Consider the following 26,569-nt stretch of genomic DNA (forward strand, 5'->3'; position numbering starts at 1 on the left):
CAATTTTTGAGTAAATTTATTAGAATCTAGGGAGAGCTTTATTTCTTGTTGTTCAGAATTAGATTGCTATTGGATACTGATAATTTTAGTAGAATTTTCTGAAGTTATAGTCGAACTATTTTTCCTCTGAATCATTGCCCAATAGATATCTGGACCTATAGGCACATTAAATTGAATATCTAATACTTGTAAAATTTCAAATCCTGTTCTTTGAATTAAATCTAACCACATCGTTTTTCCCAATACACTGTAGTGATTTTTATTAGTTTGATGTTGACAACTTGTATCAGGAGCAGGTACTTCTAAATATAGATAACCTTCGGGTTTAATAACTCTATAAATTTCTTGCAAAGTAAAATATGGAAAAATACTATGTTCTAAACAATGTCTGCACCAAACAAAGTCAAAATAGTTATCTTCAAATTCTAGAAAAGATTGATCCATTTCATAAACTTGATAACCTTTTTGTTGGCAAATAGCCACATCTTCACTATTTAGAGTAATTCCAGTTGGTGAAAAACCATGTTTTTTAAATATCTCTAAAGCTACACCTTGACCACAACCAATATCTAATATTTTGGCTGCCGGTGGTAAAAATATTTGCTTTAGACATACATCAAACATTTGCTCAGTTATTTGATTATGAAGTTTGGTTGGAGGTTCAGGATAAGTATCATTTTTAATTTTTTCTAGAAAGTTCTCAATTTTTTTTATTTGTGATGAATTTAGTTTCATAATATGTAGGTATTCAACAATTAATAACAATTAATAATTAATAATTAATAATTAGGGCTTGCTGATTAATTATTAAAGTATTGATATATAAAGGTTTGAGCATTTTTCAGGTCGAAAAAAGTGTGCCTGTTTCAGTTGAAAACGCTCAAAAAGCTAGTATTTTGGGCTGACTATGGCAGAAAAATCATTCTTACAATTGTTACTCAATCCAATAGACCAAGAGAAGAAATAATATTTCCTTATATTCAATTCCATAACGGTTTTAACTAGAGGTAATTATCAATGATCAATTATCCATTATCCATTAATGAACTACTCCCTATCTGAATTAGTGGTAAAAATTTACATAATTATCGTATAATTAGAGATTGCTGATTAAATCTAAAAGCATTGACATATAAAGACAAGTGCCTTTTTGGGGCCTTTAAAAAGTGCGCCTATTTCAGTCTAAAACGCTCAAAAAGGAGCATATTTTAGGCTCATAGTTGGGCAGAGAAATCAAGGGACAATTCTTACTCCTACCTCTTCACTCATTCCCATTTATCCTGTCTCCTGTCTCTTGTATCCTGTCTCCTACCCCGGCAAAAAGACTTTCCATACGCAAACCTTAATTATAACGCAAAAATAGAGGTATAAATTTTGGCAAGAGTCAGAGTAAGACAGCACGTTAATCCTTTCTCTAGTAAATATCAAGAGTCAGTAAATCTACCAAATTTTAGTAATATTTATTCTGATTTGAATAAGCCATTACATTTAGATATTGGTTGTGGTCGGGGTAAATTTTTATGGCAGATGGCACAGACAGAACCTGAATGGAATTTTCTTGGTTTAGAAATTCGGGAACCATTAGTTATAGAGGCTAATAATTTGCTAAATGAACAGGGTTTTAATAATTTGCACTATTTATTTTGTAATGCCAATATTTCTCTGGAAAAAATATTACAATCTTTGCCAGAGGGAATATTACAAAGAGTCTCAATTTTATTTCCCGATCCTTGGTTTAAAAGACGTCATCAAATACGGAGAGTTGTACAACCAAAATTAGTCGAAGATTTAGCAAATTATTTAACAGTGGGAGGAAAAGTTTTTCTTCATTCTGATGTAGAGAAAGTGGCAAAAGAAATGTGTAAACGCTTCTCTGCTCATAGTTCATTTTCTCGAAGTTCTGATGATTGGTTAACTGAAAATATTTTGCCAGTATTATCAGAAAGAGAAATTTTTACTTTAGCTAAAGATCAACCTGTGTATAGAGCATTATTTCAGAAGGTAGTGCCGCTCGGAAGTCAAAAGTCAAAAGTCAAAAGTATTGATTGGTAAGGCTTTTAGGATTTTCTAAATGGTTAGTTATTTCTGCCATCCTGCAGTAGTAGATAGTAGGTGATAGGTCGTAGATGTTAGATTTAATCTTCAATTTATGGGAAGATAATTATGATTAAAAGTTTCTCAAGTTATGGGAATTAATAAGGGATGAAATATCTGGTTTTTGGTGATGAGTAAAAAATTAAAATATAGAACTTCTAGATGATTCGTAGAAACTTTCCTCTTCTATCGAGACTTTAGAAAAAAATAGATTAAAAATAATCTCAAAACCTTACATAGCAATTTTTTTATCTTTAATTAAAAGACTTTTTAATATACAGGGTATTCCACTTTGATCAGGTACACCTACGCGAGCAAGATGCTCGCATTGATAGGATTTAATTATTAATATCTGTACTTCATATACTTGGAATTTGCTGTATTTAGGTTTTCCTAATCATGCTACGCAAACAGCAATTTTTAACTTTTTAAATATTTATTGTACTACTACTGGGTGGGAAGTAATTTTTGGTTAAAAATATCAAAGTACCACTATTTTCCCTTGATTGATAACTTAGTTTATAGTGTTTTTCTCAAAATAATTAGGTTGCCCAATCCCACCTTTTAAGGCGATCAGGTTTTTGGAGAGTTGCTCAAATACCCTACTTTCCCTCCAGGGAGGGGTTAGGGGTGGGTTAACTTCTGACTTCTTACTTTTGACTTCATTCTGCCTTCTTTAAATCCAAGAACGAAACCACATCCTAATCTGCCAATTTTGCGGAGATATAGGTAATCCCAAATAAACAGGCATCCAAAAAACAAAAGCAAATAAAATGATAAAAATAACTGTAACTCCTATTACTCTAAGATGAACTTGTCTACTATTTAACCACCTATCAATCCACCAAGCAAGTGCCAAAATAGCAAACACAGCAGCACCCATATAATGATAGATAAAAGTACAACGACTCACTTTTGACCAAGGTAAAAAATTGGCTAACCAATTTAATAATAAATATAGTAAAAACCACATTTCTGAGGCCGGAATAAATTTCACTTTTGCCTTGATGACAATTTTATTACGTCTAGCTTTTCGTTTTTTTTCCCAATCCAAAATACGGTTAATTAATATTAATACTAAAGATAAAATTGCTACTGCTGATAACCACCAAAGAGGGGGATTTCCCATGGCATGAACATCATAAATTAATGGATTAACTTTTGGATTTCCAATATCTGAAGATAATGGTGGTAAAGAAGGTTCCGGTTTATCTAATAATCCTGTATTTTTATAGAAATAAACCACAGGTCTGAGCATCAATGGCCAAGTAAACCATTGAGCACAATAAGGATGAATATCTGGTCCACTACCAATTCTTTGATGATAGCTGAAAATTTGTTTTTGCATTTCCCAAAATCCATATTTCGGATTGAGAATAATGTGGGGAATCCAGAGTAAACTGTAGGTTATTATGGGAATAAAAAATAAGTTTAAAGTAAATTGAACCAGATTTAGTTGAGTTAAATTTCGTAAAGGAGATATAAAATCAGACTTTTTTGGTGGTGCTAAAAATTCAAGAATCCAGGCAAATATCCAGAGTAAATAAATACTGAGCAAAAATCCTAAACCATTCCATTTTATTGCCGCACTTGCACCAAAATTTATTCCGGCTAAAGCTAACCAAACTTTTTGCTTCAATTGCCAATCTTGCAAAGCAATAATTAAACATAACTGACCTAATAATCCAAAAATTACTAGATAAATATTATTTAAAGCGTAGCGGGATTCAACTAAAAATAATCCATCTAAAGCAATGAGTAAAGCAGCAAGAAAACCATAGCTTTGACGGCGAGTTAATTGATAAGCGATCGCTCCTACTATGACTGGAATAAATGAACCAGTTAAAGCGTTTACCCATCGATAAGTCCAAGGAGCTAAAGTAGAACCTGTTTCATTATTCACTATTTCTTGTCCGAACGGCAGATGAGAACCTATCCAAATACTAATAGCAATAATATATTGACTGAGTGGAGGATGAGCATTAAAAAAATCAGTTTTAGTTAGGTAGTTGTTGGCAAATTTAGCATAATAAACCTCGTCAAAAACGAGAGTATTAAAACGACCTAATTGCCAGAATCTGAACATGATTGAAAATATAAATATACTCGCCATGCCAGCAATAAACCATCTAGATAATTTACGAGATATTAGTTGCATAAATAGAATCAAATTTAGAGTGTTTTTATTTTAGTATAAAGACATAAAAAACAGCCCTAAAGTACGAACAAATAGGGCTGTTTTTGTATAATATCATGTCCGGTTGAATTACTTATAAATAAATGAGGGAGAAGTTAGGAGTCAGTAGAGAAGAAAAAAGGAAGAGACGAAAATTTTTTGATCACTAATTAGGGTTTGCTGAAAAAGTCTTTTAGTAGGGGTAGGAGACAACCCATCCCTAACCCCTCCGGTGGAGGGGAAGACAGAAGACAGGAGACAGGAGAAATGGGAATAAGCGAGGAGGTAGGAGTAAGAATTGTCCCAAGATTGTTCTGCCCAACTATGAGCGTAAAATACGCTCCATGTATGAGCGTTTTAGACTGAAACAGGCGCACTACAATTCGACCCCAAAAAGGCACTTGTCTTTATATGTCAATGCTTTTAGATTTAATCAGCAAGCCCTAATTATCCGGACGTGATATAAATTAATAATATAATACATTCTTTTACTGAAAATGTCAAGTATTTGTCAGTAAGCTAATCCTAAAATAATTTCCTTGATTCAGATATAGCAATTCCCATATTGTTGAGGTACAAAATTCGTAATTTCTAGGGAGTAGGTAGGGATGTTGCATGCAACGTCCGTACAGAGTAGTAATTCGGCAAACAGAGGATAGCGGTGCTAAGGGTACGACAGACGCACCTGGTAGCACACTCCTGTGATATCAAATCCGGTTGAATACTTATTATATATATAGTTGGGAGTAGGGGAGTAGGAGAGTAGGGGAGTGGGGGAGATTGAAGGCTTGAAGTAATTATAGAATTATCAACATATATTATATAACCAGATTCTATATGAGAAAAGAAGAAAAACAACTGTATCTCACTTTGAGCTAATTTATAAAGACAATCTAAAAAAAGTTTGGTCTAAGTAAAATTAGCTGTTAGCGTTAAATGTATCCAAGTCAAATTGTAACTAATGAGCCGTCTACCAGCGATACGGCTAAATTCATCCTCTGCGAACGCCAACCCTAAGCCTCAATCATACCCAAGTTACTTAAGTAATTAGGGTATTGCATAGGCTAGAAGTCACTAGAAATAAAAGTAAAAGTATTAGCAATTACTAAATTTTGAGGAAAATGGAAAAAACAACAGAACTATTAGGGCCTTTAAATGAACTAGAATCTCCTCTTAACAATTTTGTTGTAGGAGATCAAGATATTATTCCCTTAGACAAATTTTCAGGTTCTGATGAGGAGACTAATTTACCTCCCGTGTTAAATGTTGAAGAGCATACTGATGATATTTTACTAACAAATATCGATTCATTTGATGGCTTCAGAAATGCAACTGACCAAAGCTCTACAGATGAGAAAGAAGTAATTGTAGGTCGGTTTGAACAAGAAGATTTGAAAGACCTTGGAACGGAAAACGCCGATTTATTAACAGGTCTACCCAAAGAAGAATCTTCTGATAATTCACCAGAAAAACCCACTGATGTTACTTTACCCAAAGAAGAGAAAATATCTGTAGATGATGGAGAAAAATCTGAAACAGATGTCGTAAATATTCCACCAGAAGGAAAATTCACAGAGACACCAAGTAGTATTGCTTCATTAGAACCAGAAGAGAAAGTATCGCCAGAAGTGTTAGAAGCGATCGCTAATGGTGAAGCCCAAGAGCTTTTAGTTTCATTAGACACCACTGAAATTGATGCACTGGTAGAAGCCCGAATGGTGGAACAAGGTTTAGAAGCAGGTAGCGATGAAATCTTAGAATACAAAGCAGAATTGCTGGCAGAACTAAAAGAAGAAGTATTCTCTGACTTACCAGAAGGATTTGAAATTATAGATGATTATGGTAATTTGCCAATTTCCTTTGTTCGGTTTGAGTCACAAGAACCTCTGCTAGAACTGTTAGAAAATGATGACGTTTTAGCAGCAGCAGTTCCTGAAGTAAATGAAACATTTCTACCACAAAGTCTACCCATCATCAATCAACCAGAAGCAGAAGCAGCAGGATATACAGGGGATGGTACAACTGTTGCAGTTCTTGATACAGGCGCTAATCCAAATGCTCCTGGCCTTGAGAATCGAATAGTATTTGCTCAAGACTTTGGCAACGATGATGGTCAAGATGACAACGATGGCCATGGAACCAATGTTAGCGCCATTGTTGCTGGAGTTGCACCAGGGACAAATATTGCAGCACTAGATGTTTTTGCTGGATTTGATGATGAGGGGAAACCGATATCTTTCTCATCAGACCAGATCGCTGCCATTAACTGGGTGATTGAGAACAAAAACACCTATAATATTGAAGCCATCAATATGAGTCTTGGTGGTCGCACAAAAATTACAGATCCACTCTCTGATGCTAGCTCTGCTAGGGGTTTAGCCATTGCTGAAGCAAAATCAGCAGGTATTCTCACCATTGTTGCATCGGGAAATAATGGCTACACAGATGGAATATCAGCACCTGCTGCTTTTGAAAGTGCAGTATCCGTTGGTGCCACCTATGACTACACAGGTAATTATGGAACTCGCGACTTCGACGTTGTACCAGATCGAGTAGCAGTTTTTTCCAACAGTGCCCAATTTCTAGACATACTAGCACCTGGAGCATTTATAAATGCAGGAGGATTAAACCTTCCTGGAACTTCAATGGCAGCACCCCATGTTGCCGGAGCAGTTGCGGTCTTATCTGAAGCCTTCCCTGATGAAAGTCCAGACGAAATTCTCCAACGGATGCTCAATTCTGGTGACCCCATTACAGACCACCGCAACGGAATTACTAAACCCAGACTGAATCTAGGTGCTGCATTAGAGGTAGAAACTACTAGACCTGACAACGATAATTTCCTAGATAGCGAAATCCTGTTTGGTACATCAGACAGCGACTCTGGTACAAATGTTAATGCTACCGCACAGTCTGGAGAACCAAACCACGTTACTTCTGTTGGAGAAAATAATTCTGTTTGGTGGAGTTGGACAGCTCCTACTTCTGGGGAAGTGACAGTTAATACTTTCGGTAGTGACTTTGATACTGTATTAGCTGCCTATACAGGTTCTTCTGTATCTAACCTCACTGCAATTACTGGTAACGACGACACTTTTGATGAAGATAATAATTCTGGTCTCCAAAGTCAAATAGTCTTTGATGTAACGGGAGGAACTACATATCATTTTGCCGTAGATGGATATTCCAACCGCACAGGCAATATTGAACTAGACCTTTCACTGGAAACAATAGCTGTAGAAAACGATAACTTATCTAACAGTATTTCTCTAAGTGGTTCATCCACTAGCGCTACTGGCAGTAATGTTGATGCTACCAAAGAATCCGGAGAACCAAATCATGCTGGAAATGATGGTGGTAGTTCTGTTTGGTGGGATTGGACGGCACCCAGTTCTGGTTCAGTAACTATAGGAACTGATGGCAGTGATTTTGATACGATATTAGGGATTTATACAGGTTCTTCTGTGTCAGACCTAACTGAAGTTGCCAGTGACGATGATGGGGGTGATGGATTACAAAGTCAGGTAACTTTTGATGTTGTTGGGGGAACAAATTATCAGATTGCGGTTGATGGATATTCTGGTTCTGAGGGTAATATTGTTTTAGATTTAGACCTGGCAACATCACAGATATCTAATGATGATTTTGCCAATAGTGCTAATCTCAGTGGTACTTCTGATAACGCAACTGCCAGTACCATCAACGCTTCCATAGAATTCGGAGAACCTGATCATGCTGGAATTTCTGGTGGTCATTCCCTATGGTGGAATTGGACAGCTCCTAGTTCAGGATTAGTAACTATTGATACATTTGGTAGCGATTTCGATACCATTTTAGCCGCCTATACAGGTTCATCAGTCTCCAACTTAACTGATATTGCTAGCAATGACGATAGTAGTGGTCTGCAAAGCCAAATTGTTTTCCCTGCTGAAGCTGGAACTAACTATCAAATTGCAGTGGATGGATATTTGGGAGCAGCAGGTAATGTGGAGTTAGCTTTGTTATTGGAAGCGGATACCTTAGCCAACGATGATTTTGCTGACAGGATTTCTTTAAGCGGTTCACAGATTAATGAAACAGCTACGAACGAAAACGCAACAGTAGAGTCAGCAGAACCTCTTCATGCTGGAAATGATGGCGGTGCTTCTCTGTGGTGGAGTTGGACTGCTCCTAGTGATGGTACTTTAACCGTCAATACTGGCGGTAGCGATTTTGATACAATACTTGCAGCTTATACTGGTTCATCCCTCTTTAACTTAACTGAGGTAGATAGTAATGATGATAGTGTAAACTACGGTCTCCAGAGTGAGATTATCTTTGATGTAGTTGGAGGTGAAACCTACAACATTGCAGTGGATGGATTCAATGGTAGCGTTGGTAATATTAATCTCGAACTGATTCTCTCTACCTTTGAAGACCAAATAGATCTATCTAGTGATGTCTTTGCAATAACTTCACAAGAAGTTGGTCCTGGTGATTCTATTGATATTGACTTCTCCGTAGAAAATACAGGCAGCGATGATGCTACTGGTTTCTGGGTAGACTTCTTCTTATCCGAGGATGGTGATATCGATCCACAGGAAGACTATCTACTTGGTTTTACCTGGGTAGAAGAGTTGCCAGGAAACAGTAATACTGGAGTACTAAGTGAAAGTTTTTTCCTACCTACTATAAACGAGTTCTCTTGGGATGAGAATGCAGATTATCAGATCGGTATGCTCGTTGACAGTTTTGATTTTGTTGCTGAGACTGACGAATTAAATAATACGATCACTGAAACGATTTCAATATCTACTACAACGTCATCAGAACCATCTTACATAAGCACCCCAGTCACAATTAATGGGGAATATGAACCCATTGCAGGTGACTTTAATGGGGACAACAATACTGATATTCTGTGGTATCGACCAGGACCAAGCCAGGATTTCATTTGGTTCTTTAACTCTGACAATAGTTACGATAGCAGTCCTTTCACCGTCAATGGTACTTACACGCCGATAGTAGGAGATTTTAACGGTGATAGCACCTCAGATATTCTGTGGTATCGACCAGGGTCAGGCCAGGATTTCATCTGGTTCTTTGATAAGGATGGAAATCGTACCAGCAGTCCTTTCACCGTTAACGGTGTTTACACCCCAGTAGCTGGAGACTTTGATGCTAGTGGTACTACAGATATTCTCTGGTATCAACCAGGTACAGCTCAAGACTTTTTATGGTCTTTCAATTCCGACGGTACTTTTGAGAGCAGTCCTTTCACCGTTAACGGTGTTTACACCCCAGTAGCTGGAGACTTTGATGCTAGTGGTACCACAGATATTCTCTGGTATCGACCAGGTACAGCTCAAGACTTTTTATGGTCTTTCAATTCCGACGGTACTTTTGAGAGCAGTCCTTTCACCGTTAACGGTGTTTACACCCCAGTAGCTGGAGACTTTGATGCTAGTGGTACCACAGATATTCTCTGGTATCGACCAGGTACAGCTCAAGACTTTTTATGGTCTTTCAATTCCGAAGGTACTTTTGAGAGCAGTCCTTTCACTGTTAACGGAACTTATACCCCCATAACTGGAGACTTTAACGGCAATGTCTTCTCTGATATTCTCTGGTATCGACCAGGTACAGCTCAAGACTTTTTATGGTCTTTTCAATAGACCTGATTTAACTGACTCCGCGACCTCAACCTTGGTTTAGTGAGTAATATAATTTCTACCGTCTGTAGGGGTAAACGGCCGTTTGCCCCTACAATTTTAGGTAGTGGTCATTGTAATGGTATAGCCAGTGGGAGCATCTTGCTCCCGTTCTAATATCAAATCTCAAAAGTTTGCTATATATCTTTAGTAATGGGGAGATGGGAACCCACCCCTGACCCCTCCTGGGAGGGGAAGGGTGGGGAGATGGTAATCAAACATAGCATTACTATTCACAAATAGACATCTCCAGAAAATAAATCTTTTAACTAGAGCAAGCTAAGGATACGAAAAATTCACCCTAAAAAATCCTTTTTCGTGCCTTTTTCATAAAAATATCTTACCTGTTGCTTTCCGGAGCTGTTGCCTGTTGCCTACTCCTGCAAAAAATCTATATCTTTTTCGGAGATGTCTAATGGGCGTTGGTAAAGCGCGTGTATGATATTAATCTTAATTAGGGCTTGTTGATTAAAGTTAAAAGCATTTACAGATAAAGGTTTTAGCCTTTTTAGGGTCGAATTGCAGTGCGCCTGTTTCAGTCTAAAACACTCAAAAATTTAGTATTTTGGCAAGATTTAGGCAGAAAAATCATTCTTACAAAACGCCCGCTCCTACCTCATCGCTCATTCCCATTTCTCCAGTATAGCTGTCTCCTGTCTCCTGTCTCCTACCCTCACCCATAAGACTTTTTCAGCAAACCCTAATTACTCAAGAGTTAACCCACCCGAGCGCCCCTCCCAGGAGGGGAAGGACCGAGTCAGGAGGGAAGAAAGAAGAAGAAAGAGGAATAGAAGGAGAAAGTTTTTTCATCGGGTAAAGGTCACGGAGTTCTATAGATATCTTATCCGGACATGATATCATACCTCAAATTACCAACGCCCAGAAATGGTATGACTACTAAATTGAAGTGAAGTTGTTCAACTAGATTTGATATTACTAAATTCTGAATTATATAGGACTTATATCATGTCCGGATAATCAGTTATAAAAAAACTTTCTCCCTTCTCTCCTTTTCTTTTCTTCTGCCTTCTGCCTTCTGCCTTACTTACTCCAAATGGTATCGTTTGTGTAAAAACTGGGGAAATATCTACTTCTTCCTGATTTCAATTTTTTTTCCTTAATTGCCAATTGCAAGCAAGATGCTCGCACTATTTATCTTTTTCTTTATGAGAAAGTTTAATATATTAAACTTTTGAACAATTTTAACATTTATTTGACAACAACTCTAATACTAATTCCTCCCTGAAAGACATAGTTTAAATGCTCAACATTTTACTAAAAACTTTTCCATGAAATTGACACTTTTTAAATTCTATCATACCATGTTCTATAAATAATTGTGGCATCGGTAAATTAGTGTATGATATTAATCTTAATTCTTTAGGAGTCAACCCACCCGCGCGCCCCTCCCAGGAGGGGAACTCAGGAGTCAGGAGTCAGGAGAGAAGAAAGAAGAAACTCCGAGTAGAAGGAGAAAGTTTTTTGGTCGCGTAAAGGTTATGAAATTCTATCGCGCTCTTATCCGGACATGATATCATACCTCAAATTATCAACGCCATAATTGTTAAATAAAATCAAAATTATTGTATACAAAAAATGTAGATTCATCACAAATAAATCATAGTTATTCGATCAGGAGGTAGAAACATAGAAGAGAGACCCCAAAAATAAATTTAGTTGCTCTAAATTCTTTAGCGTAACAGGAACAATTTTTTTTAAATACCTTGATTTCGTCAGAAATTAATACCGTATGTAGCTACTTTGCATAAAAACTCAACTGAATTATGCAATTCAAGCAAATTATTATTTTCGGCGTTGCTGATTATGGGTATGATGCAAGCCCCCCGAGCAAGCCAAATTTGGGGGGAATAAAACTCTAAAAGTCCCCCGGTTTTATCCCCCTCCCGTCCCCCGCAGGATCGGGGGAAGCCAGAGGATGCTGCGCTTTTTGTTGAAAGGGGGATGCGCGGGGACGAAGGCGAGAACCAAAAAATCGCACATTCATACTTCAATTCAGCAACGCCTTATTTTCTTAACTCAAGCTTAAACATTATCTATAAAACCCATTTGAGATCTATAATAATTATGGTAGTAAAGTCTTTTCGTGCATCAATTTTGAGGAAAAATCATCTGAAGGAGTGTTGAATTTTTTGTATTATTTCTCCCCACATCTTCCCTCTTCCCTCTTCCCTTCCCCTCCAGGGAGGGGTTAGGGGTGGGTTGTCTCCTGTCTCCAGTATAGCTGTCTCCTGACTCCGAGCTAAAAAAACTTAATATTTATGAAGATACCAAATGGGTTCTATAAAATATTTAATAAAAATCAATAAATTATGCCTGTAGAAAATCAAGAATATAAAAAAAAATTAGCAACAGCGATCGCTCGTATTCCAGCATCTCTAGACCAAGAAACTACTTTCAAAATTACTGTAACAGAGGTACGACAGTTAATCAATGCAGACCGAGTGACCTTGCTGCGCTTCTATCCTCAGTTAAATTGGCAAGGAGAATTTCTTTGCGAAGATGTAGCAGATGATTGGAATTCCATTTTAGGAGTGAAGGTAGAACATTGGCCTTTTAGGAAAGAATTGGCTGCATATAATACAGAAGGTTATATTGAGACTATAACGGATATTAAGCAAGCAAAACTCAGTGAATCTGAAGCCAAAATTTTCCAACAGTTTCAGGTACAAGCTCATTTAGTAGTTCCCATACTCACAAAAGTAGATCACACCAAAGATGCTACAACATTAACTAAACCCGAACTGTGGGGATTACTTTGTATACATCAATGTAGCAGACCTCGGCAATGGCAAGATGTGGAGATTGAACTTGCTCAGACAATGGCTCAAAATCTAGGAGTAGTCATCAAAAATACAGACCTTCTAGAAGCAGCACATTACCAAGTACAACAACAAAAAGCCTTAGCTAGAGTAATCAAGAGAATTCGTACCCCACTAGATTTAGAAGAAATTTTTAAGATTACTGCCACAGAAGTACGTCAACTACTCAAAGCTGACCGCGTGGGAGTGTTTCGTTTTTATCCAGAAAGAGACTGGGAAGGAGAATTGGTTTCTGAAGATGTAGGAACAGAGTGGAATTCAGCATTAGCAGTTAAAATATACGACCACTGTTTTGGGGAACAATTTGCTGTTTATTATCAAGAAGGTAGAGTACAAGCAGTGGCAGACATTTATCAAGCAGGATTAAGTGATTGCCATGCAGAAATTTTGGGGCAATTTCAAGTACGAGCTAATCTAGTTGTGCCTCTACTCAAAGGTGCAGGTACAGAAATATTACCCGAACTTTGGGGTTTGCTGTGCATTCATCAATGCAGTAGTCCCCGTCATTGGCAAGAGTACGAAATAGAATTTGTCCAACAAATAGCCGATCATTTTGGTGTAGCGCTACAACAAGAAGATGCTCTGATACAACTTGAAAAACAGGCAGCACAACTGGCGATAAGTAGACAAAAGGAAAAGTTATCCGAACGCCAGAAAATTGTAGGTGAATTATTTGACAAAATTCGCCGATCTTTTAATATTGAGACAATTTTTGCGGCTGCAACCGAAGAAGTAAGAAAACTTCTGCAAGCAGAGCGAGTGGCAATATATCAGTTTTTGCCTGACTGGAGTGGGGAATTTGTTGCCGAGTCTTTTGCGGAAGGATGGACTCCTCTTGTCGGAGTTCAGCCCATTATTGAAGATACTTTTTTACAAGAAACTCAGGGGGGGCGGTATGTAAACAATGAAACTTTTGCCGTTGACGATATTTATCAGGTGGGTCATGATGAGTGTTATGTTCAACTTTTAGAACAATTTGAAGCCAGGTCTTATGCACTTGTGCCAATTTTACCTGGAGAAAAACTTTGGGGTTTGCTGGCAGCTTATCAAAATTCTGCTCCTCGTCATTGGCAAAAGGATGAAGTAGACTTGCTAGCTCAAATAGCTGCTCAGTTGGGAGTTGCTCTCCAACAAGCTGAGTATTTTCAGAAAGTTCAGGAGCAGTCGGTACAACTAGCAAAAGCAGCAGAGCAGGAAAAATCAGCAGAACGTGAAAAAACTCTGGCTGCAATTGTGGGCAAAATGCGTCGTTCTCTGGATATTGAGACAATTTTTCAAACAACTACCCAAGAAGTGCAACAACTTTTAGATGCAGATAGAGTTACAATATTCCGCTTCAATGATGACTGGAGTGGAGAATTTATGGCTGAGTCAGTAACTGAAGGTTGGGTTAAGTTAATACAGGGGCAAAAGGAAAATCCTAAAATTCCTGCAAATGTTAGTAAATGTTCCGTTAGAGATTTGCCAAATTCTCTAACTGATACTTATTTACAGGAAACTGAGGGCGGAGATTTTACCAAAGGATTAGTTTATCGTACCTGCAACGATATCTATAATTCAGGTTTTAGTAATTGTTACATTGAGGTATTAGAGTCTTATCAAGCTAGAGCTTATGCCATTGTTGCTATTTATCAGGGCAAAAAACTTTGGGGTTTGCTAGCAGCTTTTCAAAATTCTGCACCCCGTGAGTGGGAAACAGCAGAGGTAGAATTATTAGCTCAAATTGGCGATCAGTTGGGAGTAGCGCTGCAACAAGCTGAGTATCTCAAACAAGTTCAAACTCAAGCAGCAGAGTTGGCGAAAGCAACGGAACGACAAAAGGCACTGTCAATTACTATTGATAGAATTCGGCAATCTCTTGATATTAATGCAATTTTTCAGACGACTACTCAAGAGGTACGACAGTTACTAGAAGTTGAGAGAGTCGCTATTTATCGTTTTTATCCAGACTGGAGTGGGGAATTTGTGGCAGATTCAATGATTGATGAATGGACTCCTATCGTTCAGACTCCTTTAGCAATTAATCCTGTAATCAGTAAACTGACTCATGCTGGTACACTTCCTAGAAATGAAACTTTTGTGCCCATTTTGCAGGGAGATCAACTTTGGGGGTTACTGGTTGCTTATCAAAATTCTAGCCCTCGTTATTGGCAAGATGAAGAAATTAATTTGCTAGCACAGGTGGGAGTGCAGTTAGGTATTGCTTTACAACAAGCTGAATTACTGGAAAAAACCCGTACCCAAACTGAAGAGTTAACAAAAACTCTGCAGGAGTTAAAACAAACTCAAGTGCAGATGATTCAGGGTGAAAAAATGGCTAGTTTAGGGCAGTTAGTAGCAGGTATTGCCCATGAAATTAATAATCCTGTAAATTTTATTTCTGGCAATCTGACTCATGTCGATGAGTATGCACAAAGCTTGCTCACTTTGATGAAATTATATCATCAACATTATCTTGATCCAGTTTCTGAAATTCAAGATTTTTCAGAAGATATTGACTTGGAGTTTATTATTAAAGATTTGCCTAAGATGATAGATTCTATGAAGATGGGAGCTGAAAGAATTCGTCAATTAGTATTATCATTAAGAACATTTTCTCGCCTTGATGAGTCTAAAAAGAAAGAAGTAGACCTCCATGCAGGGATTGATAGTACCTTGTTAATTTTGCAACATCGATTGAAACTTAAACCAGAACTTCCTCAGATTACTATTGTTAAAAATTATGGGAATTTACCTTTAGTTCCGTGTTATGCAGCTCCAATTAATCAGGTATTTATGAACCTGCTTAGTAATGCCATAGATGTATTGGAAGAAAAACTGGAAACAGATGATTTTTTTATTCCTACTATTACAATTACTACAGAAATTAATCCAGATAATACTGACACAGTTTTAATTAAAATTGCTGATAATGGTTTGGGGATTACTCAAGAGGCAAAAGACAAAATATTTGACCTATTTTTTACTACTAAAGAGGTGGGAAAAGGAACTGGTTTAGGACTTTCTATTAGTTATGAAATTATAGTACAAAAACATGGGGGTCAACTATTGTGTAATTCTCAACTAGGTCAAGGAACTGAATTTATTATTCAAATTCCAATTCATCCAGCGATCGAGTAAGTTTAACAACTGTATTAACAGGAGTCAGTCCTCAGGAGTCAGGATAAATAAAGGATTTGAATAGCATGAGTTTTTCAATTCGTATTCAATAGAATATCTCTATTACAGCGCTTTTCAAATTGATGAACCACATCTTCACACATCAAACCCTGTAGGGACGTTCCATGGAACGTCCCTACTGTGGTCTACTAATCATGAAAACCGCTGTAAGATGAATTGACTACTCCCCTGGCTAAAGCCGAGGGGATTCTAAGTTGATACTACGCAACAGGATAAATCCTTGTTGCTTCGTTTCTCCTTAGCTGACCAAAGATATATTCTTTGGGGACAATTTCATTGTGCCCCTACACAGTCGGCTTAAGTCTAAACCTAGCCTTCTGCTTACTTTTGTCTAAACGTTTGTATATCCAGATAATAGCACAGGACAACTAAAGTTGTCTAGCCTAAACGACTCGCTTGAATATAATATGTATGCTACAAAGAGAAAATCCCCGATGAACAACACAGATAACGCCCGGCTTTCCCATACGACGCTCCCCTCCGGGAGAGCGCGGGACTTCCCGCCGGGGGAGTTAAAAAGATTAGGTCAAATTATCAATTAATTATTATGTTACAACGTCCTATATATCTCGACTGCAACGCGACTACTCCTCTTGATGAACGAGTATTAAAAACAATGTTGCCTTACTTCACCGAACATTTTGGTAACCCTGCCAGTGTTACTCATCAATATGGTTGGGAAGCAGAGGCAGCAGTTAAAAAAGCTAGAGAAATTTTAGCTTCAGCTATTAACGCCACCCCCGAAGAAATTGTGTTTACCAGTGGAGCGACAGAGGCAAATAATTTAGCAATAAAAGGAGTCGCTGAAGCTTACTTCAATAAAGGTAAACATATTATTACTATTGCCACGGAACATAATGCTGTTCTCGACCCATGTACATATTTACAAAACTTGGGATTTGAAGTTACTTATTTACCTGTAAATACAGATGGAATTATTGATTTAACTTCTCTAGAAACTGCTATACGTCCCGATACAATTTTAGTTTCTGTTATGGCAGCAAATAATGAAATTGGTGTCTTACAACCCTTGGCAAAAATAGGAGAAATATGTAAAGAAAATTCCGTTATTTTCCATACTGATGCTGCACAAGCTATTGGGAAAATTCCTCTAGATATGCAGACAATGAATATTGATTTACTATCATTAACTGCCCACAAAGTTTACGGACCAAAAGGTGTTGGCGCTCTCTATGTGCGTCGTCGTCATCCCAGGGTAAAATTAGCACCTCAAATACATGGGGGCGGTCACGAAAGAGGAATGCGCTCTGGCACTTTGTATACTCCCCAAATAGTCGGTTTTGGTAAAGCTGTGGAAGTGGCAATAGCAGAAATGGAGTCAGAGGCAAAACGGTTAACTACTTTGCGACAAAAATTGTGGAAAAAGCTGCAAACAGCGGAAAATATTTTTCTCAACGGACATCCGACTCAGCGTTTGCCAGGAAATTTGAATATTAGCGTTGAGGGTGTAGATGGGCAAGCATTGTTATTGGGGTTACAACCTGTGGTGGCGGTCTCTTCCGGTTCTGCTTGTACTTCTGCAAAAATAGCGCCTTCCCATGTTTTGGCAGCTTTAGGGCGCTCAGAAAAGTTGGCTTATGCTTCCGTGCGTTTTGGCATCGGGCGGTTTAATACTGCGGAAGAAATAGACTTGGTGGCCGAACACGCGATCGCTACGATTACATCTTTACGCAAAGCAACCGTTTATAAAGATGGGAAGTAGGGGAGTGGGAGAGTGGGGGAGTAGGGGAGTAGGGAGCATTTTTCGGTGGTGGTGCATTTTCATTATTTTTGTTACCTACGGCAGTGGGAGCATCTTGCTCCCGTGCCAGACATCCTTTGTTCTTGTCTACCATTACGCTCCGCAGGACTACCCACTTTTTTACCTTTTTTCTCCTATTGTCTAACTTATATCATGTCCGGATAAGAGCGTGATAGAACTCCGTTCCGCTTACGCGACCAAAAACTTTCTCCTTCAACTCCAGTTCTTCTTCTTCCTTCCCTCTTTCCTCCTGACTCCTGACTCCTGACTTCTGACTCCTTTATTTATAACTGTTCAACCGGATAGCATAATGACAATAACACAGCCCATTTTACCAATTGAAGCATATACCTCACAAGATTGGTTCGACCGAGAACAAGAAACTATCTTTAGTCAGACCTGGCAATTTGGTGGATTTGTTGAAGACCTGAACCAATCAGGAGATTATCTGACTGTGCAAGCAGGAGTTAATAATATTTTAGTGCTGTTGGATGATAACAAACAGATGCGTGCTTTCCACAATATCTGTCGTCACCGTGGTACGCAACTACTTCGGACTTCTGGGAAACGTAAGAAAGCGATCGCTTGTCCTTACCACGACTGGACTTATAATCTTGATGGCAACCTCACTGCTGTACCAGAATGCAAAACCCAATTTCCTGACCTAGATTTATCAACCCTATCCCTCTATAAAGCTTCAGTAGGAATTTGGCGAGGTATGATTTTTGTTCACCCCGATCCTAATGCTAGGTCTTTAGTTGATTGGTTTAGCCCTATTGAACCATACTTAGGCCCTCATCAGCCAGAAAAACTGGTAGAATATGTAGAAGGTAGAATTCGTCACCAGATTAACGCTAACTGGAAAATTATTGTCGAAAATTATATTGACGGTTATCATTTACCTCACCTCCATTCTCAAACGCTGTTTATGTATAACCATAGGCGACAGCAGACTGGGTTTGTCGGCGAACATTTTCATTTTTATGAACCACTAACAAAGGATTATCTGGAAGGAATAGAGAATAACTCTCCACTACCCCTGATTAATCATGTGCCAAAAGATAAAATTGGTGCTTATGTACCGATGCTATTTCCCAATCTGGGACTAAGTGAAACTGAATCAAGCTGGTCTACGTTTCATGTAATTCCAGTTGCTCCCGATCGCTCAATTGTGGAAATTAGGTCGAAGGTGATGCCTGTATCCAATTGGAAGTATATGCAGCAGGAATGGAAATCTTGGAATTATTTTGCGCAGCGAAAATGGGATAAGTATGGTACGGGGAATGAGAACGACCCCCTCGCATCTGGCGATTTTATAGCTGAGGATATTTATGTGTGTGAACAACAACAACGGTCACTAAAGTCTCCCTATTTTTCTATTGGTGCGATCGCGAAAGATTTAGAACAATCAGTCTATCAATATCAAATAAATGTGCTAAATTATATGAAATATTCAGAAAAGAAGTCAGGAGTCAGGAGTCAGGAGTCAGGAGGAGATAGAATCACAAAGATTTAGTAGTTATGACGATTGGAGATTTTTTTTATGTCCAATTCCCCCGGGTTTGATACGATCGCGAATTACACAAATTCACCTTGAAAACGTCATATGTAGGGGCGAATGGCATTCGCCCTCACTGTATTTAGCGTTCGTCCGTAAGTCCTGATTATATCATGTCCGGATAATAGATCAAAAAACTTATCCCTTCTAAGCTTTTCTTCCCTTCTGCCTTCTGCCTTCTGCCTCCTGCCTCCTGCCTCCTGCCTTCTACCTCCTGCCTCCTGCCTTCCTTCAGACATGATATTACCACACGACTTGTAACCTTTCTGCTGCAACTCTCTGATAAACCACGTCTGTTTGTTTCGCTATCCTACCCCAACAAAATTTATACTCTAGTTCCTGATAAGCATTACTAACCAATTTTTGCATATAACCAGAGTCTCTCAACGCCTCCAAAATGCCTTGTGCCAAAGAAGCATAATTACCAACTTTCGTAACAATACCTGTTCTACCATGTTCCACCACTTCTGGCAAACCACCCGTATCCGAAACCACTACAGGCACCCGCGCGGCAAAACTTTCTAGGGCAACAATACCAAAAGGTTCGTAAAGACTGGGAAATACTGCACAGTCAGCGATCGCTTGAAACTTATCTAAATTTTCCTCAGACATAAACCCAGTAAAATGAAATCTTTCAGAAATTCCCAAATGCCAGACTTCTCTTTTCCAAAGGTCTGTTTTTCCGCCACCGATCATAATAAATTTTACCCGGTCTCCCATTTCTGAAATTACTCTCGGCGCTGCATGAATTAACACAGAAAGACCTTTTTCTGGGGTCATCCTACCTAAATAGTAGACAATTTTTTCTCGATCTTCTGCAAAATGCCTGCGGAAATTTACTGCATCAAACTCATCTCTACTTGGTTTTTTTGCCGCACAAATACCATTATAAATTATATCTATTTTATCCCAAGGACTGTCTAAAGTTCTTGCTACTTCTACCTGCATATATCTAGAGCAAACAATGACTCGCCAAGCATTATAAACTAGCTCTTTTTCCTTTTCATTTATGTACTGTTGGCTATGATTATGAATACCATTGTGACGACCATTTTCTGTGGCATGAATTGTCGCTATTAACGGTAGTTTAAAGATATGTTTAAGAGCGATCGCTGCATCGGTGACTAACCAATCATGGGCATGAATTATATCAAAATTTTTCTCTTCTTTTATTAGTTTGCCTCCATGACGACCCATAGCTTCATTCATATTTGCTATCCAATGAAAGAAGTTTTGACTTGGTCCGACTGGCACTCTATGTACTTCTATTCCTTCTACAATTTCATACATTGGCGCTTCGCCAGACTTGACTGTGATTAAATGCACTTCATGTCCTAATTTCACCATTTCTGGATATAATTCTGCAACATGACGTGCTATACCTCCAATAATTCTTGGTGGAAACTCCCAGCTTAATACAAGAATTTTCATTACTACATAACTCCTATTTTTTACAATTCTTAATCTTTAGTTATTTTACTTCAAAGATGATTTTTAAGATTTAACATTTTCTCAAGAAATTATCACCGATGCTTTAATTCAACTATTCTTGGCGATGTGAGTTAATTCCGGTTAGTTACTATACCAAAAAATATATTTAATAATGATATTTATCCTAGTGATATTTTTCTCCCGAGTGCCGCTACGCGGAAGTTAAAAGTCAGCGAACGGCATTCGCCCTTACAAAAGTCAATCATTTTTGATTTGTAATTGTTTTAGGATTTTGTAACCAGTTATTTCTGCCATCCTGCACTAGACTATTTTATAAATTTTGTCAAGATTATTAAATGACTGAAATACGAACTTGATCTTGTTATGGAGTTGTAAGCATTTCCTGCGGAATGCTGAGCAAACAGCTATTAGCCATCAGCTAGCCTCCGGAGGAGGAACTGCGGACTTCAGCAATAAGACCCTGTGCTTAAGGACGAGGTTTAAATGAATATAGACTTTTGAGCTGACTTTTGTAGCAAGATTTTTCGTTTCTCAATTAATAAAGCTTTCATCACTCACTAAAAGCAATAGCTGATAGCTGACGGCTGAATGCTTACATGGAGTTAGTATATACATGATAATTTGACTTAATATTAATAACTATTATTCCATTATCTTTTTAAGATATCATTAATTTCCCCTAACTCAAAATCTTAAGCAATCAATAAAAATAAGTATAATTATATAAGTATGAGGAATTATTAAAAAATATTAAGTCACTGCGATCGCTCTATTCAGCCTGTAAGTAATTATCTACATTAGACATCTCCAAAAATCAAAAATCAAATCAATTATCGTACATAAATTATCAGTTATTTCCCCCTCCATACCTATTCCCTATTCCCTCTTTTGGAGGAGATGTCTATTTATTCTCTCAACTCTCAAAATATCAAAATCATATGATTGACAGGCAGAATAATCAAAAATACTGGAACTAAAGGTAATCTTGCACCTGCTAATTTCATTGCTTAAAACTATGATGAAAATTTCAATGCTTTAAATATTTTTGTTTCCCAATATTCATAACGTTCAGGATAATTCAAAAGAAGTTTTGCTGCTTGATTGAGGATATTTTCTAGCAAAATATTATCTGGTATATTTTCAATTTCACTATCATCTATTAAAGGTGTTTCATAACGCTGACAACCTGGTCATAATTCCTGAATGCTTAAAATAGCAATTTCTACAATACTTTTTAATAAAGTTTTCGGGTAAATTTTTTTCTTATTTTGACTTTTTTTATTGTTTGCTGAAGTGCAGAACTTTCACTAGGAAACCAACGACCATCGCGATGAATTATCATGTTGTTTATCTGAAGCTTTTTTTCAACAACAATAGTTTTGATATATTCTGTAAGACGCTTTTGTAACTCTGGTTTTTTTATTGCTTCCTTGATGGGACCTTTACTTATAGATTCTCCAAATTGCCTATCTACTAATCTGCCTCCTGTTCCATAACTTGGGCAAAAATCTCTTTAATTCTTTTCCACATCTAACCAATTTTTTAAATTTATTCCCTCCACCCTAGACATATCAGAATCATTAGAAACTAGAGTTAAATTATGAATAATTGCCGTTGCTGCAATAAGTATATCAGCATCTTGTACTAGTCTGCCTTTCCTTCTCAAATCTATGTGAATTTCTGATGCTTTCTCAATAATTTCTAAATTGTCTAAGAATAAAATTGTAACTTCTTGACAAAATTCGTTAAACTGGGAGAGTTTTCGAGTAGCATTCACATATAATAATCCTCTTTGTACTTCATAAAAGCTAATACAGCTAATATAAATATCCTGTTCTCTAGTATATACCTCCAATAATTTATCTCTAATTTTTTGATTCTGATTCACAAACGCTGAAACTATATTAGTATCTAATAGATAATTCACCTTTCCCATCTCCCTTCTACTACAGTATTAAACATTTCTATTTCTTCTGGGGTCAAATCATTAGGTGTTGTCCATAATAATTCTGTTGCCATAACTCTCCGAACTCTTTTTTTCAACCTTTCATCATTGAGAGGTAGGAGAACTTGAGGTGACACTCTATCTAATAATGTCGAGAAAGTCTGAATAAGTTCATCTCGATCTAATTCTTGATAAATACTTTTGCTTTCCATTACTTGGTCAATCATGTCTGAAATTCTTTTAAGAACTGTATTCTTTTCTACGGAAGCTTGAGTCATAATGTACTCCTATAATTTTTTGATTCTGGTTTACAACTGCTGAAACTATACTAATATTTAGTATATCATTTACCTTAATATATCCCTTCTACTGCAGCATTAAACATTCCTATTTTTTCTGGGATAAAATCATCAAATATTGTCGATAATAACTCTGTTGACATAACTGTCTCAATCCTTTTTTTTAGTTGTTCATAATTGAGAGGTAGGAGAATTTGAAGTGACACTCTATCTAATAATTTTGAGAAAGTCTCAATAAGTTCATCTCGATCTAACTTTTAATAAAGACTATCGTTTTCCATTACTCGATCAATTGTTTCTGAAATTCTTTTAAGAACTGCATTTTTTTCCACGGAAGCTTGAGTCATAATCTCCTCCTAATAATTATATATAAATTGAAGAAGCCCCCTATTTCTAGAGAACCTCTTTAAATTATAATTGATATATTAAGATAATTGATAATCAAGTCAATAAAAAAACAATTGACTTATGCTTTAGTTTTAACTATTAGGCTCCAATAGCATTTTTTATGATTAATTTAAGTTCTAATGAAATTGGTAATCTATCAATTTCTCTACCTAGATTTGATAAAGGTTCACCATCGGATTTTCTCTGTAGATAAACTCCTTTCAACAAAGCTTCTAATCCATACTTTGCCAGTGCATCTGATGCAAGTCCTATTATTCCCAGGAATACAATACCACCAATCATTCCTCCCGGTCCTAACATTGCTAATGCTGCTGTAATTGCTGCAATCAGAATCATTAGAAACTAAAGTTAAATTATGAATAATTGCCGTTGCTGCAATGAGTATATCAGCATCTTGTATTAGTCTACCTTTCCGCCTCAAATCTATGTAAATTTCTGATGCTTGCTCAATAATTTCTAAATTGTCTAAGAACAAAATACTCCACCTTCTGCGACACAAATCATTAAAGTCAGATAGCTGTCTTGTAGAATTAACATATAATAATCCTCTTTTAATTTCATAGTAAGTAATGCAACTAATAAATAATGACTTTCCTTGGAAATTAACTAATTTTAATTTATTTATTAATCCTTGATTTTTTTTGATAATAGCTGTCACTAGATTTGTATCTAATAAGTAACTAATTCTTATTATTTACCTGCTACTCCTGCTTCAAAAAAATCTATTTGTTCTGGCGTAAAATCATCTAATAAATGAGACATTGCGTCTACTATAATTACTCCTTCTATTCTTTTTGTTAATTCCCGATTATCCAGAGAGTTTATCTCTTGAGGAGAAATTTTGTCTAATAATTTCGAGAAAGTCTCAATTAGTTCATTTCGGTCTAATTTTTGATAAATGTTCTCCTTTTCCATTATTTTATCAATAATTTCTGAAATTCTTTTAATTGCTGTATTTTTTTCCACAGAAGCTTAAGTCATCATTTCCTCCAATTATATAAAAAAATTTAAAAGGTTCTCTATTTCTAGAGAACCTCTTTAATTATAATTGATAATCAAGTCAATAAAAACAAAATTGACTGATACTTTAGTTTTCACTATTAGAATAGCATTTTTTTTTAGGTCTAGTAATTAGTAAGGGAATTTCCTCACAAATTACTAGGAGTTTTATGCAAGCTATCGCCTAAAAATTAAATCTTGATTTTTGAACAATTTATCAGGTAATATTTAGGATAATTCAATCATTAATTTCTGATTTAATTAAGCGATCGCTACATATACAGGACTACCCCTGTCCGAACCTATGATCGAGCCCGAAATTCAAAAGGCAATCCCACATCCCCGATACCTACTCCTTTTGCCAAGCCTTGCCAAACGATGCTATCTCCGTCAATCTTGAAGTTTGCATCCCTGGCAACTTGAGACCCAATTCCAACATCTCTTGAAATTGTTAATTTGCCATCAGAACCTATTTTCCCTGTAAACCCAAACTGAATTCCGCTATGCGGCCCTCCTACAAACTCACCAACGCCATTAAATTCTCCAGCAGGAAATATTTGTTGGATCGAAAATTTAACGGCATGACCATGCCAAACGCCTGAATAGTCTCCTGGTCGCAATACATTCTTCACCATCTCCAGAGGAGCGTCGCCCATCGGGTCTACGGTGTCATTAGATGCTGGTTCGGAAGCAGTTGCAGAGGGAGAGAACGATGCAGAAATTCGCTCCGAGCCGACCCCTGCCTTTTGCTCCTCCTGCCACAAATAGTAGGCTGCCTCAATATCAGGATCGACATACCAGTCGCCATATCCCTCTTGCGCTGCTGCCAGCAATCCCTCTGACCGCAGGAGGAGATAGCCGTAGTACGAATAGCCTGACGGCGAATCTTCTGACCACACGTACCACGTCTCCCAACCCTCAATGCCCGCTCTTTCTGCTATGTAGTCATCTATTGTTCCCTCTTCTACAAAATAAATGGCGATAAACGTGTCGTGCTTCTCGTCCCTTTGGAGAACCATATGCCCTCGATAAGGATCGAGAGTGATCGTCCTTTCGCGATACTGATGGGAGATTTCCTCCCATGTCCTCGGCAGCGAATACCCATTCGGTTCTAGTTGGGTTTTGCTGTATTTCTGCATCATCTGGAGTGCAGTGTGAGCTTGTTTAAGCGTCAACCTTGTCCCACTTTGCAAATGCCTAGCTAACGAATGGCCAAACCGCGAATCCCTCTCATTGAAGCCAATACTGTCTTCCAAGTTTTCATCATTACCGCTTCCTGCCAAAAATAGAATTGCATTTTCTAAACGGTGATCGAAATTTTGCTCAATACGCGCAATAATCTCCTCAATTCGCCTTGCCATTTCTTTCTCTAAGGCAAGCAATTCATCAATGGTTGAGGGAGTTGCAGAGTGAGAGAACAATCCAGAAATTTGCCCATCCTCAATCCCTGCCTTTTGCTCCTCCTGCCACAAATAGTATGCTGCCTCAATGTCAGGATCGATATACCAGTCTTCGTTAGCAGCGTATGCCAGCAATCCTTCTGCCCGCCAAAAAGGGTAGCAGCAGTTCCAATTGTCTGACGACACAGGCCAGCTCTCCCCATCCTCAATGTCTGCGTAGTCTTCTAAGCTCTCTCGTATTCCCGGGATTTCAACGTTAACGGGGTAAAGAATGGCGATACAAGCGTCATGGGCCTCATCCTTTTGGAGACCCAGATGTATTCGATAAGGATTGATCTCGATCTCCCTTTCGCGATACTGATGGGAGATTTCTTCCCATGTCCTCGGCAGCGAATACCCGTTCGGTTCTAGTTGGGTTTTGCTGTATTTCTGCATCATCTGGAGTGCAGTGTGAGCTTGTTTAAGGGTCAACCTTGTCCCACTTTGCAAATGCCTAGCTAACGAGTGGCCAAACCGCGAATCGTTCCAATTGAAGCCAATACTGTCTTCCAAATTTTCATCCTTACCGTTTCCTGCCAAAAATAGAATTGCATTTTCTAAACGGTGATCGAAATTTTGCTCAATACGCGCAATAATCTCCTCAATTCGCCCTGCCATTTCTTTCTTAAAGGCAAGAGATTCATCAATAATTCCTCTCCCTAAGAAGGAGTCGATTTTTTGGGTTTGCTTTTGCTTATTTTCGTTGTTCATGGAAACTCCTATAGTT

13 protein-coding genes and 1 pseudogene are annotated in these 26,569 nt (G+C 37.6%); 5 read left to right on the forward strand and 9 right to left on the reverse strand.

Features of this window, described 5'->3' with window-relative positions; translation table 11 throughout:
• Nucleotides 1-66: 66 nt before the first annotated feature.
• Entirely contained in the window at nt 67-735 is a 669-nt protein-coding gene (locus F6K15_RS01690) for a bifunctional 2-polyprenyl-6-hydroxyphenol methylase/3-demethylubiquinol 3-O-methyltransferase UbiG (RefSeq protein ID WP_293056280.1), read from the reverse strand.
• Nucleotides 736-1,374: 639 nt separating this feature from the next.
• On the opposite strand from F6K15_RS01690, the gene trmB reads away from it, so the two are divergent.
• Complete coding sequence (gene trmB, locus F6K15_RS01695) at nt 1,375-2,052, forward strand: tRNA (guanosine(46)-N7)-methyltransferase TrmB (RefSeq protein ID WP_293056283.1); 678 nt, start codon at nt 1,375-1,377, stop codon at nt 2,050-2,052.
• 718 nt (nt 2,053-2,770) lie between these two features.
• Here the strand turns inward: trmB and F6K15_RS01700 are convergent.
• Entirely contained in the window at nt 2,771-4,252 is a 1,482-nt protein-coding gene (locus tag F6K15_RS01700) for a dolichyl-phosphate-mannose--protein mannosyltransferase (protein ID WP_293056285.1), read from the reverse strand.
• A gap of 1,139 nt (nt 4,253-5,391) precedes the next feature.
• Here F6K15_RS01700 and F6K15_RS01705 point away from each other — a divergent pair.
• The 4 genes from F6K15_RS01705 (at nt 5,392) to F6K15_RS01720 (ending at nt 19,258) form a co-directional block, all read left to right on the forward strand.
• Complete coding sequence (locus F6K15_RS01705) at nt 5,392-9,924, forward strand: S8 family serine peptidase (RefSeq protein WP_293056287.1); 4,533 nt, start codon at nt 5,392-5,394, stop codon at nt 9,922-9,924.
• A 2,366-nt stretch (nt 9,925-12,290) separates the two neighbouring features.
• Nucleotides 12,291-15,920, forward strand: a complete 3,630-nt coding sequence (locus tag F6K15_RS01710) for a GAF domain-containing protein (protein ID WP_293056288.1) — start codon at nt 12,291-12,293, stop codon at nt 15,918-15,920.
• Nucleotides 15,921-16,527: 607 nt separating this feature from the next.
• Entirely contained in the window at nt 16,528-17,703 is a 1,176-nt protein-coding gene (locus F6K15_RS01715; RefSeq protein WP_293056290.1) for an IscS subfamily cysteine desulfurase, read from the forward strand.
• 349 nt (nt 17,704-18,052) lie between these two features.
• A complete protein-coding gene (locus F6K15_RS01720) occupies nt 18,053-19,258 on the forward strand; it encodes an aromatic ring-hydroxylating dioxygenase subunit alpha (protein ID WP_293056293.1) in 1,206 nt (401 codons plus the stop codon).
• Between the two features lie 285 nt (nt 19,259-19,543).
• On the opposite strand, the gene F6K15_RS01725 is transcribed toward F6K15_RS01720, so the two are convergent.
• The 7 genes and pseudogenes from F6K15_RS01725 to F6K15_RS01755 all read right to left on the reverse strand — a co-directional run bounded on the left by F6K15_RS01725 (nt 19,544) and on the right by F6K15_RS01755 (nt 26,553).
• Nucleotides 19,544-20,731, reverse strand: a complete 1,188-nt coding sequence (locus F6K15_RS01725) for a glycosyltransferase family 4 protein (RefSeq protein WP_293056295.1) — start codon at nt 20,729-20,731, stop codon at nt 19,544-19,546.
• Between the two features lie 1,534 nt (nt 20,732-22,265).
• A complete protein-coding gene (locus F6K15_RS01730) occupies nt 22,266-22,688 on the reverse strand; it encodes a type II toxin-antitoxin system VapC family toxin (protein ID WP_293056297.1) in 423 nt (140 codons plus the stop codon).
• The gene (locus F6K15_RS01735; RefSeq protein WP_293056299.1) at nt 22,676-22,975 is read right to left on the reverse strand and encodes a hypothetical protein; all 300 of its coding nucleotides are present in this window, start codon (nt 22,973-22,975) and stop codon (nt 22,676-22,678) included. Before F6K15_RS01735 ends, F6K15_RS01730 begins: the two co-directional genes overlap by 13 nt.
• Before the next feature lie 507 nt (nt 22,976-23,482).
• Nucleotides 23,483-23,740, reverse strand: a complete 258-nt coding sequence (locus F6K15_RS01740) for a hypothetical protein (RefSeq protein ID WP_293057161.1) — start codon at nt 23,738-23,740, stop codon at nt 23,483-23,485.
• A gap of 40 nt (nt 23,741-23,780) precedes the next feature.
• Nucleotides 23,781-24,062: pseudogene (locus F6K15_RS01745) on the reverse strand (VapC toxin family PIN domain ribonuclease); the annotation flags it as partial.
• Nucleotides 24,063-24,094: 32 nt separating this feature from the next.
• Nucleotides 24,095-24,319: a hypothetical protein gene (locus F6K15_RS01750; RefSeq protein WP_293056301.1), complete on the reverse strand. Its 225-nt coding sequence runs from the start codon at nt 24,317-24,319 to the stop codon at nt 24,095-24,097.
• Nucleotides 24,320-24,705: 386 nt separating this feature from the next.
• A complete protein-coding gene (locus F6K15_RS01755; protein WP_293056304.1) occupies nt 24,706-26,553 on the reverse strand; it encodes a hypothetical protein in 1,848 nt (615 codons plus the stop codon).
• Between the last annotated feature and the right edge of the window lie 16 nt (nt 26,554-26,569).

This window comes from Okeania sp. SIO2B3, from assembly GCF_010672525.1.
GTDB lineage: Bacteria > Cyanobacteriota > Cyanobacteriia > Cyanobacteriales > Microcoleaceae > Okeania.